Raw genomic sequence first — 12564 nt, forward strand, 5'->3', positions numbered from 1 at the left:
CACTTCCGGCCGTTCCATGGACCTCATCGCCCTGCTGGGGATTCCCGTCGCGCTGCCGAGCGTCCCCCGCGCGGTCGCGCTGCTGATGAACGAGCTGGCAACGCCCGAGCCCAACCTGCGCCGGGTGACCCAGCTGTTCGGCACCGACCCGGCCATGGCCGCGCGGTTGCTGGAAGAGGCCAACTCCCCCACTTTTCAGGCCCAGCAGCAGATCAGCGGCATTCCCGAGGCGCTGTCGCTTCTGGGCGTGCAGCAGTTGCGCACGCTGGTGGCGTCCGCGCCGCTGGGCACCACCTCGCGGTCGGTGCCGGGCGTCAATCTGCAGCAGTTCTGGCGCTACAGCCTGCACACGGCCAAGCTTGCCCGGTCGCTCGCCGGCAGCGTGCACCAGAACCAGATCGCCGCGTACACGGCCGGCCTGCTGCACGGCGTGGGCGAGCTGCTGCTGCACCTGGGCAACCCGGAGCGCGTGCAGTCGATCAACCGGCTGCTGAACCCCTTCGACCCGCGCCGCGCCAAGCTGGAGCAGCGGCTGCTGGGTTACTCGTATTCGCAGGTGAGCGCCGGCATGGCGCGCCGCTGGCAGCTGCCGCAGGTGGTGGTCGATGCCATGCAGTACCAGAGCGCGCCGTTCGAAAACAGCGTGTACGAACCGCTGGCCGGCGTGCTGCACCTGGCTGCATGGCGGGTGCGGGCGCGCGAGGCGGCGCTGGGCGAAAAGGAACTGGCCGTGTCTTTCCCCGGCGAGGTCGGGCTGACGCTGGGGCTGGACATCGACATGGTGCTGCAGCAAGACCCCATCGACTGGACCGTGCGCCCCGACCCGGGCGACTACGTGTGAGCGCCGCGCTCGCAGGGTGCCGGCCGTGCCGGCCAGCGCGCTGCAAACCACTCCAATGAGAACGTTGCCATGAAGGCGCTGCGCATCCATGCGGGGCCGCTGGCCCGGGAGCACATCGCGCGGCACGGGCTGCAGCCGGCCGACATCGGCGTGATTCCGGCGGCGGCGGGCGGGCCCAAGGGGCTCATCCTTGGACCGCTCGACCGCTTCGTGTTCGGGCAGTGGCTGCAGGGCTCGCAGCAGCCGGTGCACCTGGTGGGCGCTTCCATCGGCGCCTGGCGCATGGCCACTGTGTGCCTCGATGCGCCCGTGGCCGCGCTGGAGCGGCTGGAGCACGCCTACATCCACCAGCACTACGCCCCGCCGCCCGGCCGCAAGCGCCCCAGCGCCGCGCAGGTGAGCGAACAGTTCGGCCAGGGCCTGCGGGAGTTCTACGGCGAGCAGGTGCCGCAGTTGCTGTCGCACCCGCGCTGGCGGCTGCACATCGTGACCTCGCGCGGGCGGCACCTGCTGTCGCGCGAGCACCGCTGGGCCACGCCGCTCGGCTACCTGGGCGCCTTCGCCGCGAACGCCGTGCGCCGCCGCGCGCTGGGCCTGTGGCTGGAGCGGGTGGTGTTCTCGGGCCGGCCGCATCCGATGCCGGGGCGCCGAAGCCGGCGCCGCTGCCATTCGCCACGGACGACTACCCCACCCGGCAGGTGGCGCTGACCGAGGCCAACTTCCTGCCCTCCCTGCAGGCGAGTTGCTCCATTCCGTTCGTGCTGCAGGCCGTGCACGACATTCCCGGCGCACCGCCCGGTGCTTACTGGGACGGCGGCCTGACCGACTACCACCTGCACCTGCGGTACCGAACCCTCGATGCTATAGAAAATATAGCAATACACCCTAGTGGTTATTGCGCTGGCGGCCAAAAACGTTCAAACGCTCCCGGCGGGCTGGTGCTGTACCCGCACTTCCAGCAGAACGTGGTGCCGGGCTGGCTGGACAAGGGCCTGCGGTGGCGGCACGGCGCCACGCCCGCGCTGGACCGCATGGTGGTGCTGTCGCCCCATCCCGACTGGGTGCGCACCTTGCCCAACGCCAAGCTGCCCGACCGCAACGACTTCAGGCACTACGGCACCGATCTGGCTGGCCGCGTGCGCGCCTGGAGTGCTGCCACGGCGGCCTCCCGGCAGCTGGCCGACGAGTTCGCCGAATGGCTGCACCGGCCCGATCCGGCGGCGGTGCTGCCGCTGTGACTGCGGAAGCGGGCGGCGGCCCACGGCCATACGGCCTGACCGCCGTGGCGCTCAGAGCGATTCGGTGAGCATCGCCCGGTAGTCGTCCACGCTGGCTTCGCGCGGATTGGTCTTGTGGCAATGGTCGGCCATGGCGCCTTCGATCACGTCGCCGAACATCGCTTCGGTCACGCCCATTGCCGCCAAGCCGGTGGGCAGCCCCAGGCGCGCGCTCATGTCGCGGATCGCCTCGGGAATGTCGCCAGCCGAGGCCAGGCCCATCGCATGGGCCATGCGCTCCAGGCGCCGGTCTTTCTGCACAGCCGGGTCTTGCGCGTTGAAGCGCACCACGGCGGGCAGGAACACCGCGTTGAGCGTGCCGTGGTGCAGCCGCGGGTTGACGCCGCCCAGGCTGTGGCTGAGCGAATGCACGCACCCCAGCCCTTTCTGGAACGCCATGGCGCCCTGCATGCTGGCGCTCATCATGTTCAGGCGGGCTTCGCGGTCGCTGCCGTCGCGCGTGGCGCGTTCGATGTGGGCCCAGCCGCGCGTGAGTCCTTCGAGCGCGATGCCGTCGGCTGGCGGGTTGAAGGCCGACGACATGAAGGTTTCCATGCAGTGCGCGATCGCATCCATGCCGGTGGCGGCGGTCAACGCCGGCGGCAGGCCCAGGGTGAGGCCGGGGTCGCAGATGGCGGTCTTGGGCACCAGGTGCCAGGAATGAAAGCCGAGTTTTCGGTGGTCGTCCACGATGATGATCGCGCCGCGCGCCACTTCGCTGCCGGTGCCCGCCGTGGTGGGCACGGCGATCAGCGGCACGGCCCGTTCGGTGATGCGCGGCGAGCCGCCTTCGATGGTGGCGTAGTGGGTGAGCGGGCCCTCGTGCGTGGCGGCGATGGCGATGCCCTTCGCGCAGTCGATGGCCGAGCCGCCGCCCACCGCCACCAGGCCGTCGCAGCCGTGCGCGCGGTACACCTCCACGGCGGCGCGCACGGCGGCCTCGGTGGGGTTGGATGGGGTCTGATCGAACACGGCCGTCGGCATGCCGTCCAGCGCGTCCAGTGCCTTTTGCAGCACGCCAGCGGCTTTCACTCCCTGGTCGGTCACCACCAGCGGCCGCGTGATGCCCACGCGGCTGCACTCTTGCTTCAGCAGCTGGACGGCGCCGAATTCGAACTGGATCTGGGTGACGTAGTAGATGAAGGCCATGGTGGATTGCGAGGATGCGCGCGGGGCGCGGTTGTGGTTAGCATGCCGGCCAGCCAATCTACAACCCGGAGCCCTCCATGGCCATGCAGCAAACCCTCATCGCCGCCCTGCTGGCGGTCGCCTGCGCGACAACCGCGCAGGCCGAATGCCTGACCGATGCCCAAGCGGCCGAACTGGCGGCCCATTACTCGGGCAAGACGCCCGCCACCAATCCGCAGGGCCTGAGCGATGCCGACGCTGCCTGCACCCGGGCCAAGTTCAATGCGCTGCTGGCCCAGCGGCTGGGCAAGGTGGTGGGCTACAAGGCCGGCCTGACCAACCCCGCGGTGCAAAAGCGCTTCAACACCGACAAGCCGGTGTGGGGCAAGCTCTACGAAGGCATGGTGCTGCACGATGGCGCCGTGGTGGACGCGGCTTTCGGCGCGCGTCCTTTGTACGAGGCCGACATGCTGGTGCGCGTGAAGAGCGCCGCCATCAACCACGCGCGCACCCCCATGGAAGTGCTGGAGCACATCGACCAGGTCGTTCCCTTCATCGAACTGCCCGACCTGCTGGTGCAGGCGCCGGGCCAGTTGAATGGCGCAGGCGTGGCGGCCATCAACGTCGGTGCGCGGCTGGGCGTGGCGGGCGCGCCCATCGCCGTGCCACGCCTGCGGGCCGAGCGGTACGCCATGGTGGATGCGCTGCAGAACATGACGGTCACGCTCACCGACGGGCAGGGCGCCCGGCTGGGCGGTGGCCGCGGCAGCGACATCCTGGGCCACCCGCTCAACGCCGTCGTGTGGTTGGCCGAGGCCCTGTCCAAGGAAGACATCACCTTGCAGCCGGGCGACTGGGTGAGCCTGGGTTCTTTCTCCGCGCTGCTGCCCCCGCAGCCGGGCCTGGCCGTCACCGCGACCTTCGACGGACTGCCCGGTGCGGCACCCGTGCGCGTGACCTTCCGCTGAGCGCGAGCGCCGGTCTCGCCGGCCGGCGCCAGGCCAAGGGCCGAATGCCCCGGCCATCCTGATGAGGGCCGAGTTGCAGGATGATCGACCGGTTTCGCCGATCCTTCCGTTCGCTCTTCCTTTGCCGCTTTTCTCAGGGCGGCCTGCCACCGTGACTTCTTCCGCACCCTCTACCGCCCGGCTCACCGCGCAGATGCGCAGCGTCATCGACCGCATGGAGCGCGCCGGCCGCCCGCCATTGCACACCCTGCCACCCACTGAAGCGCGCGCCGCCTATGAGGCCGGCGCGGGCGTGCTGGAGGTGCCCAAGGCCGCGCTGGAACGGGTCGAAGACCTGCAGATTCCTGCGCGCGACGGCCATGCCATGCCTGCGCGGCTCTATGCCCCGTCGCGCGGAGCGCCGCTGCCGGTGCTGCTGTACCTGCACGGCGGCGGTTTCACCATCGGCAGCGTGGCTACGCACGACGTGCTGTGCCGCGAACTCGCGCGGCTGGCGGGCTGCATGGTGGTGTCGCTGGACTATCGGCTCGCCCCGGAGCACCGTTTTCCTACGGCGTCGGACGATGCGTGGGATGCGCTCGCCTGGCTGGCGGCCCAGGCCCCCGCCTTGGGCGCCGACGCCACGCGCATGGCCGTCGGCGGCGACAGTGCCGGCGGCACCCTGGCCGCCGTCAACGCGATTTTGGCGCGCGATGCCGGCCTGCCGCTGGCGCTGCAACTGCTGTTCTACCCCGGCTGTGCGGCGCACCAGGACACGCCGTCGCACGCGGCCTTCGCGCACGGCCTGGTGCTGGAAGAGCCCGCCATTACCTGGTTCTTCGACAACTATGTGCGCACTCCGGCCGACCGCGACGACTGGCGCTTCGCCCCGCTGAATGCGCCCGACGTCGAAGGCGTGGCCCCGGCCTGGATCGGGCTGGCCGAATGCGATCCGCTGGTGGATGAGGGCGTGGACTATGCCGACAAGCTGCGCAGCGCTGGCGTGGCGGTCGATCTGGAGATCTACCGCGGCGTCACGCACGAGTTCATCAAGATGGGCCGGGCGATCCCGGAGGCGAAGCAGGCCCATGCGGATGCCGCACGGGCCCTGCGCGTGGCTTTCGGCCTGGAGTGATGGGGCGGGGCGGCGCGACCCCCTGGGCAGTTTGGCGATGTTCGCAGCCGGCCCACCGGCTCAACGGCTCAGCGCTTCTTGCAGGAGGCCGTGATCAGCTTGCGGGCGGGTTCGCCGGGCATGCCGGTGAATGTTACCGGGGCTTCGTTTTCCTTGTATTCCTCGCGTCCGGTGACCGGGCCCTGCCAGGCGGGTTCGCCGTAATAGTTGAGCGAGAGGTACCAGCCCTTTTGCGTGGAGCAGTCGATCACGGCGACGCCCTTGAAAGAGCGGTAGGGGTGCTTGCGGTAGCTCGAGCGTGGGGTGCTGCGCGATACCCGCACTTCCATGGTGAACTGGTTCTGCCAGGGGATCTGCGTGGGGTTGATCTGCACCACGTCGCCCGCCTTGTCCTCGGGAAAGCCGTGGATCGTGAGCCATTCTTCGTCGGTTTGCGCGTGGGCCTGGGCTGCCATGAGCAGGGCCGCCAGCAGGGCGTTTCGAAGGGGGGACACGGTGGCCTCCAAGGGTCGGTGCAAAAGTTGCAGCGCCGCATCTTATGCGATCCGCGCAGGCAGGTTCTGACCTGGATCAAGCCCATAAAGCCGCATCAGGGTAATCCTGCGAAGGGGCGGCGCGCTGCCCTCCCTAAAATCTGTTGCACTGCAACCATCAAACACTGGGTGCATTTCCGCACCCCCAGGAGCCCGCTGTGCCAGAAACAACGTCCCCCCCATCCGCCTCGAATGCACAGCAGAGGATCATCAAGAAGTATCCCAACCGCCGGCTGTACGACACCTCCACCTCCACCTACATCACGCTGGCCGAGGTCAAGCAGCTCGTGATGGGCGGCGAGCACGTGGTGGTGCGCGATGCCAAGAGCAGCGAAGACCTCACGCGCAGCATCCTCCTTCAGATCATCCTGGAAGAAGAGGCCGGCGGCGCACCCATGTTCACCGAGGCCGTGCTGGCCAACATCATCCGTTTCTACGGCCACGCCATGCAGGGCTTCATGGGGGCCTACCTCGAGAAGAACGTGCAGGTGTTCACCGACATCCAGACCAAGATGGCCGAGCAGTCCAAGGGCATCACGCCCGAGATGTGGTCGCAGTTCATGAACCTGCAGTCGCCCATGTTCAAGGGCGTCATGGGCAGCTACGTGGACCAGTCGCAGGCCATCTTCACGCAGATGCAGGAGCAGATGCAAAAGCAGACCGAGCAGATGCTGGGCGCCTTCGGCATCAAGCGCTGAAAACGGGGGCGCCAAGGCCCCGGTTGGGGGCCTTGCGGCCAGAACTGGGACAATGCGGGGATGAGCGAAGTACTCTCCCCCACGAAAACCCCCAAAGTCGGATTCGTCAGCCTCGGCTGCCCGAAGGCCCTGACCGACTCCGAACTGATCCTCACGCAGCTGAGCGCCGAGGGCTACCAGACCTCCAAGACCTTCGAAGGCGCCGATCTCGTCATCGTCAACACCTGCGGCTTCATCGACGATGCCGTGCGTGAAAGCCTGGACACCATCGGCGAGGCGCTGGCCGAGAACGGCAAGGTCATCGTGACCGGCTGCCTGGGCGCGCGCTCCGGCGAGGGCGGCGGCAACCTGGTGCGCCAGATGCATCCCAGCGTGCTGGCCGTCACCGGACCCCACGCCACGCAAGAGGTGATGAACGCCGTCCACCTCAACCTGCCCAAGCCCCACGACCCGTTCATCGACCTGGTGCCAGGCAATTTCGGCGTGGCGGGCATCAAGCTCACCCCCAAGCATTACGCATACCTCAAGATCAGCGAAGGCTGCAACCACCGCTGCACCTTCTGCATCATCCCCTCGATGCGCGGCGACCTCGTCTCGCGCCCCATCGGCGACGTGCTGAGCGAGGCCAAGGCCCTGTTCGAAGGTGGCGTGAAGGAACTGCTGGTCATCAGCCAGGACACCTCGGCCTTCGGCGTCGATGTGAAGTACCGCACCGGCTTCTGGGACGGCAAGCCCGTCAAGACCCGCATGCTGGAACTGGTGCAGACGCTGGGCGAAATCGCCGAGCCCTACGGCGCGTGGGTCCGCCTGCACTACGTGTACCCGTACCCGAGCGTCGATGAGGTGATTCCCCTCATGGCCACCGGCAAGGTGCTGCCTTACCTGGACGTCCCGTTCCAGCACAGCCACCCCGACGTGCTCAAGCGCATGAAGCGCCCCGCCAGCGGCGAGCGCAACCTGGAGCGCATTCAGCGCTGGCGCGAGGCCTGCCCCGAAATCGTCATCCGCAGCACCTTCATCGCAGGCTTTCCGGGCGAGACCGAAGAAGAGTTCCAGCACCTGCTGGACTTCGTGCGCGAGGCGCAGATCGACCGCGCGGGCTGCTTCGCCTACAGCGACGTGAACGGCGCCGTGGCCAATGAACTGCCCGGCATGCTGCCGATGGAACTGCGCGAAGAACGCCGCGCGCGCTTCATGGCCGTGGCCGAGGAAGTGTCCGCCGCCAAGCTGCGCGGCCGCGTGGGCGCCACCATGCAGGTGCTGGTCGATTCCGCGCCGGCCCTCGGCCGAAAAGGCGGCACTGGCCGCACCTATGCCGATGCGCCCGAGATCGACGGCGTGGTCCACCTGCTGCCGCCCGAGAAGATCAGCAAGACGATGAAGGTGGGCGAATTCACCCGGGCCCGCATCGTGGGCACGCAAGGGCACGATCTGGTCGGCGTGCCGATCTGATGCATCGCGCCTCGGCGCTGGCGTGCGTGGCCACCTTGCTGGCCGGGCATGCCATGGCGGGCCCTTCACCCGCGCCAACGCCGAGGGAAGTGGTGGCCTGCGACATCGCTTTTCAGTTGCCAGGCTACCTGCGGGTGACTTCGCCCAAGAGGTCCGTCAACGCAGACGGCGTGCCGCACTGCGAATTTCAAATCCTGCGCGCTGACCGCAATGCTTCGAGACCGGGTTGCCTCGACGATTCGGAGGGCGAGATTCCAGCGGGCAGGCGCTGCGCCTGGAAGCTGGAAACCAATCTGCCAGCGCCTCGGGTCATCGTGGCCAAGACCCGCTTCCTGATGGAGCGCAAAGAGACCGGAACCTTCGCTTTTGCCGATGGCCGATGGAGTCTGACGCAGGGGCATGAAAAGGGTGAGCAGCCGATTCAGCAGGGCGATTTCTTCGGGTATCCCTCGCTCACGACCGAGACGGGGTACCCGGCGTACTGGGTCCGTATTCGCCCCAAGAAGAACGCCGAGAACGATCGGTACGCGGGCAGCGGCGGCACGCGGATCGTGCTGCTGCAGTTGTCCGAAACGCTCGCGGTCTATATGGAGCCGCCGCCTCCTGATGTGGAAAACGGTGCCGACTGCGACATTTTCTGCAGCAGCCTGGCCCCCGCCGAAGCCGTGCCCAAGAGCAAGCGCTGATGCGCCAGAGCCCGGGTTTCGCGGCACTTGGCCGTGATTGAGACCGCTCGCTTTGCCGGAGCACGAAAGCGCTGCGTCTGAAACTGCTCGGCTTTGCGCTGGAAAGCGGCTCATCCCCATGCGCCATCGATGCGCCGGCTGTGCTGCAAATTCACCAATTTCAGGTACAGACAGCGAATCTTGCAAAAGCTGGCATCGCGCTCGCCCAGTGCAGTCATCCTGATCACGACCGTTAGAAAAAAAGCGGTGGGCTACCGAATACTCGAGGGAAACCCACCATGCATGCGACTGCGCGACAGACTTTTTTGAACGGGGAGGGCGACAGCGACGGCACGCTGGGCTGCGTCGGCGATCCGTTCGCACCCACGTTGCTGGCCGCGGCGCCGAACCTAAGTGGCGTGGCCTCCACCTCCACGCTCAGCGAGTGGGGCCTGACCCTGAGGTCGCTCACGGCGGCAGCGATGGCGATGGTTTCGGTGCGCAGGCGTTTGTGAACGCTGGCGAAGCGACATACTCCCGCATGCCTCAACCCGAGACCTTCCCGACCGAATCCACACTGCCGGCCCCCGTGCTGGTGGTGGAGGATGAACCGTTGTTGCAGCAGCGCCTGCGCAGCTTGCTGCTGGGGCTGGGCTACGCGGCCGATGCGCTGGTCTTCGCCGCGACATTGGCCGAAGCCCGGGCGTGCCTGGCCGTGCAACCCATGGCGTTGGCGCTGGTGGATCTGGCCCTGCCGGACGGCAGTGGCATGGCGCTCATCGAACAGATGCGGGCAGAAGACCCTGGGCTGGGCATTCTGGTCGTGTCCGCCTGGAGTTCGGAAGAATCCATCCTGGGCGCACTGCGGGCAGGTGCGACCGGCTATGTCCTCAAAGAGCGGGACGACCTTGAAGTTTCGCTGTCGATTCGCAGCGTGCTGCGGGGCGGCGCCCCCATCGACCCTTTCATCGCGCGACGGATTTTGCAGTTGCTGCCCGCCGCTGCTGCCGCGCCTGTGCCAGCGGTCGCCGCCGTGAGCGTCATCGTCGCCGATGACGCATTGAGCGAGCGGGAGGTCCAGATTTTGCGGCTCGTGGCAGACGGGCTGGGCAACCGCGAGATTGCCGAGCAGCTTTTCATTTCGCGCTACACGGTGGAAAGCCATGTGAAGCGCATCTACCGCAAGCTGGCCGTGTCCTCGCGCACGATGGCTGTCCGCACGGCGCGGGCGCGGGGGGGCATCGGATGAGCCGGCGTGGCCGGAGCTGGATAGGGCTGTGCATGTTGTGGTGGGCGATGGCCCTGTGCGGCCCGGCATGGGCTGAGCCTGTGGCCTTGCCCGGGACGTGTGCGCCGGTCGTGCTGTCGGTGGAGGCGGCACGCGCCAATGCCAATGGGGCTGGTGACGGCCCGCAGCTGCGTCCGGCCGACGGCTGGGAGCCCGTGGAGCTGCCCGATGTTTGGGTGCGCCGATGGCCTGGGCATGAAGGCTCGGTGTGGTACCGCATCCGCTGGGAACCGAGCTGCCCGGCTGAAAAGCAAGCAATGGGCCTGGGCATCGACGGCATGAGCATGGCGGGGGAGGTCTTCCTCAACGATGAATTGCTGTGGCGCGATGCGTCGATGGCAGAGCCCTTGTCGCGCAGCTGGAATACGCCGCGGTGGTGGCTGCTGCCGGCATCGGGGCTCGCATCGGGCGTCAATACGGTGTGGGTGCGCGTGGTGGGGCTGGCGCCGCTGTCGCCAGGGCTCGGCACCGTGCGACTGGGCAGCGCGGCGGAGGTGGCTCGGGAGCATTTCCACAGCGAATGGCGCCAGCGCACCGTGTATGTCTTCTGTGCGGGGTTGGCGGCCGCCGTGGGCTGTCTTTTCGGGGTGGTGTGGTGCCAGCGGCGCAATGAGCATGCCTTCGGCTGGTATGCGCTGATGTCGATTGCCTGGACGGCGTACGTCGGCACGGTGCTGGCCACCACGCCGTGGCCGTTTGAGGAAACGCTGGCGATGTCGCGCTGGAACATCGTGAGCTTCGTGCTGTACGTGGTGTGCTTTTGCCTTTTCACCTGGCGGTTCGGCGCGCAGCGCATGCCGCGCGTCGAGCGAGTGCTGTGGGGACTGGCAGCGCTGGGCAGCGCCGCCGTGCTGCTGGCGCCCCGGGCGATGATCGCCGAGGTGTTCCTGGTGGTCTGGGTGGGCTTCGTGCTGATCTTCTTTGCCAACTGCCTGCAATTCCAATGGCACGCATGGCGTCCCCGGCCGGGCGGCAGAAACCCGTCGCACATGCTGCTGGCCCTGTGCTGGCTCGTCTTCGTCGTGGTGGGCATCCATGACCTGGCCGTCATCCTGAACGTGTGGCATGCGCGCGAGACCTGGAGCGCGATCGCCGGGCCGTTGACCACCGTGTGCATGGCGCTGCTGTTGGGCGGACGGCTCGTGGCCGGCATGCGGCAGATCGAGCGCTTCAACCACGAGCTGGAAGCCCACGTGGCCAAAGCACGCCTTGAACTGGCACAGGCGCTGCAGCGTGAGCACGCGCAGGCTTTGGGACACGCCAAATTGCAAGAGCGCATGGAGATTGCCCACGACCTGCACGACGGGTTGGGCGGCAGCCTGGTGCGCAGCATGGCATTGGTGGAGCAGGCCAGCCAGCCGTTGCCGAACTCGCGCGTGCTGTCGCTGTTCAAGGTGCTGCGAGACGATCTGCGGCAGGTGATCGACCATGGCTCCAGCAGCGGCGCGATCGTCCCCGAGACGCCGGTGCGCTGGGCCGCGCCGCTGCGCCACCGTTTCACGGGCATCCTCGACGAAATAGGGGTGGCGTCTCAGTGGGGTATCGCACCGCAGTGGGGGGCCGGCGTGCCCAGCGCACTGCAGTGCCTCGGGCTGACGCGACTGGTGGAAGAGGCGCTGTCCAACGTGATCAAACACAGCGGTGCGCGCAGCCTGCGCGTGGAGGTGCAGCCCACCGATGCGGGCGGGCTTCAAGTGCGCATCGAAGACGACGGTGTGGGTTTTGACGTTGCAGCGGTGCAGCACGCAGGCTTGAGCGTGGGGATGCGCAGCATGGCGGCCCGTGCCGAACGCATGGGTGGGGCGCTGTCGGTCGCGTCGGAGCCAGGCCGCACGGTGGTGTGCGTGTCGCTCGTGCTGTAACTGCGCTGCTCTGCGGTCCGTCAACGGCTCTGCATCGGTATCGGCATCACCATCGCCATGAAAAAAGGGCACCGACCGAAGTCGATGCCCTTTTCAGGGAAAGCGTTGCGTGACCGGATCGATCAGACGCGCTTGCGGTATTCGCCGGTGCGCGTGTCGATTTCGATCTTGTCGCCCTGGCTCACGAACAGGGGCACGGGCACTTCGAAGCCGGTGGCGATCTTGGCGGGCTTGAGCACCTTGCCGGACGTGTCGCCCTTGACGGCGGGTTCGGTCCAGGTGATTTCGCGTTCCACGCTGGTGGGCAGTTCGACCGAGATGGCCTTGCCGTCATAGAACACCACTTCGAGGGACATGCCGTCTTCCAGGTAGTTCAGCGCGTCGCCCATGTTTTCGGCTTCGACTTCGTACTGGTTGAACTCGGTGTCCATGCAGACATACATCGGGTCGGCGAAGTAGGAGTAAGTGCACTCCTTCTTGTCCAGGATCACGTTGTCGATCTTGTCGTCGGCCTTGAACACGTTTTCGGTGCCGAAGTTGCCGATCAGGCTCTTGAGCTTCATGCGGACGGTGGCCGCGCCGCGGCCGCCGCGGGCGTATTCGGTCTTCAGGACGACCATGGGGTCCTTGCCGTGCATGATCACATTGCCGGCGCGGATTTCTTGAGCGATTTTCATAGCAGATTGCTGGGCTGGGGTTGAAGCCGCTCTACGCGCCGGGGCGCTGCGGGCGCTGCCT

12 protein-coding genes and 1 pseudogene are annotated in these 12564 nt (G+C 67.4%); 10 read left to right on the forward strand and 3 right to left on the reverse strand.

Annotated features, from left to right (window positions below):
- Positions 1–16: 16 nt before the first annotated feature.
- Together BLT03_RS15840 and BLT03_RS15845 are read left to right on the forward strand one after the other, a co-directional pair.
- A complete protein-coding gene (locus BLT03_RS15840) occupies positions 17–841 on the forward strand; it encodes an HDOD domain-containing protein (RefSeq protein ID WP_092744725.1) in 825 nt (274 codons plus the stop codon).
- 69 nt (positions 842–910) lie between these two features.
- Positions 911–2079 (forward strand): annotated as a pseudogene (locus BLT03_RS15845) (phospholipase).
- Between the two features lie 51 nt (positions 2080–2130).
- Here the strand turns inward: BLT03_RS15845 and gbd are convergent.
- Positions 2131–3267 (reverse strand): 4-hydroxybutyrate dehydrogenase, encoded by a 1137-nt coding sequence (gene gbd, locus BLT03_RS15850; RefSeq protein ID WP_092744726.1) that lies wholly within the window; start codon positions 3265–3267, stop codon positions 2131–2133.
- A 77-nt stretch (positions 3268–3344) separates the two neighbouring features.
- On the opposite strand from gbd, the gene BLT03_RS15855 reads away from it, so the two are divergent.
- Together BLT03_RS15855 and BLT03_RS15860 are read left to right on the forward strand one after the other, a co-directional pair.
- Positions 3345–4214 (forward strand): 2-keto-4-pentenoate hydratase, encoded by an 870-nt coding sequence (locus BLT03_RS15855; protein WP_092744727.1) that lies wholly within the window; start codon positions 3345–3347, stop codon positions 4212–4214.
- Positions 4215–4407: 193 nt separating this feature from the next.
- Positions 4408–5328, forward strand: coding sequence for an alpha/beta hydrolase (locus BLT03_RS15860; protein ID WP_092744728.1), 921 nt, complete (start codon positions 4408–4410; stop codon positions 5326–5328).
- Between the two features lie 68 nt (positions 5329–5396).
- Here BLT03_RS15860 and BLT03_RS15865 read toward each other — a convergent pair whose 3' ends face one another.
- Complete coding sequence (locus BLT03_RS15865; RefSeq protein WP_245711423.1) at positions 5397–5822, reverse strand: surface-adhesin E family protein; 426 nt, start codon at positions 5820–5822, stop codon at positions 5397–5399.
- A gap of 197 nt (positions 5823–6019) precedes the next feature.
- Here BLT03_RS15865 and phaR point away from each other — a divergent pair, with 197 nt between their 5' ends.
- From phaR to BLT03_RS15895, 6 genes are all read left to right on the forward strand, one after another.
- A complete protein-coding gene (phaR, locus tag BLT03_RS15870) occupies positions 6020–6559 on the forward strand; it encodes a polyhydroxyalkanoate synthesis repressor PhaR (RefSeq protein WP_092744729.1) in 540 nt (179 codons plus the stop codon).
- Between the two features lie 60 nt (positions 6560–6619).
- The gene (gene rimO, locus BLT03_RS15875; RefSeq protein WP_092744730.1) at positions 6620–8011 is read left to right on the forward strand and encodes a 30S ribosomal protein S12 methylthiotransferase RimO; all 1392 of its coding nucleotides are present in this window, start codon (positions 6620–6622) and stop codon (positions 8009–8011) included.
- Entirely contained in the window at positions 8011–8697 is a 687-nt protein-coding gene (locus tag BLT03_RS15880; protein ID WP_092744731.1) for a hypothetical protein, read from the forward strand. Before rimO ends, BLT03_RS15880 begins: the two co-directional genes overlap by 1 nt.
- A 278-nt stretch (positions 8698–8975) precedes the next feature.
- The gene (locus BLT03_RS15885; RefSeq protein ID WP_139160413.1) at positions 8976–9191 is read left to right on the forward strand and encodes a hypothetical protein; all 216 of its coding nucleotides are present in this window, start codon (positions 8976–8978) and stop codon (positions 9189–9191) included.
- Between the two features lie 26 nt (positions 9192–9217).
- Entirely contained in the window at positions 9218–9925 is a 708-nt protein-coding gene (locus tag BLT03_RS15890; RefSeq protein WP_092744733.1) for a LuxR C-terminal-related transcriptional regulator, read from the forward strand.
- An 80-nt stretch (positions 9926–10005) separates the two neighbouring features.
- Complete coding sequence (locus BLT03_RS15895; RefSeq protein WP_245711427.1) at positions 10006–11826, forward strand: sensor histidine kinase; 1821 nt, start codon at positions 10006–10008, stop codon at positions 11824–11826.
- A 122-nt stretch (positions 11827–11948) separates the two neighbouring features.
- Here the strand turns inward: BLT03_RS15895 and efp are convergent, their stop codons facing one another.
- Positions 11949–12503 carry an elongation factor P gene (gene efp / locus BLT03_RS15900; protein WP_057223504.1) on the reverse strand — a complete coding sequence of 185 codons (555 nt, stop codon included), beginning with the start codon at positions 12501–12503 and terminating at the stop codon, positions 11949–11951.
- Positions 12504–12564 lie beyond the last annotated feature (61 nt).

The organism is Paracidovorax valerianellae, assembly GCF_900102625.1.
GTDB lineage: Bacteria > Pseudomonadota > Gammaproteobacteria > Burkholderiales > Burkholderiaceae_C > Paracidovorax > Paracidovorax valerianellae.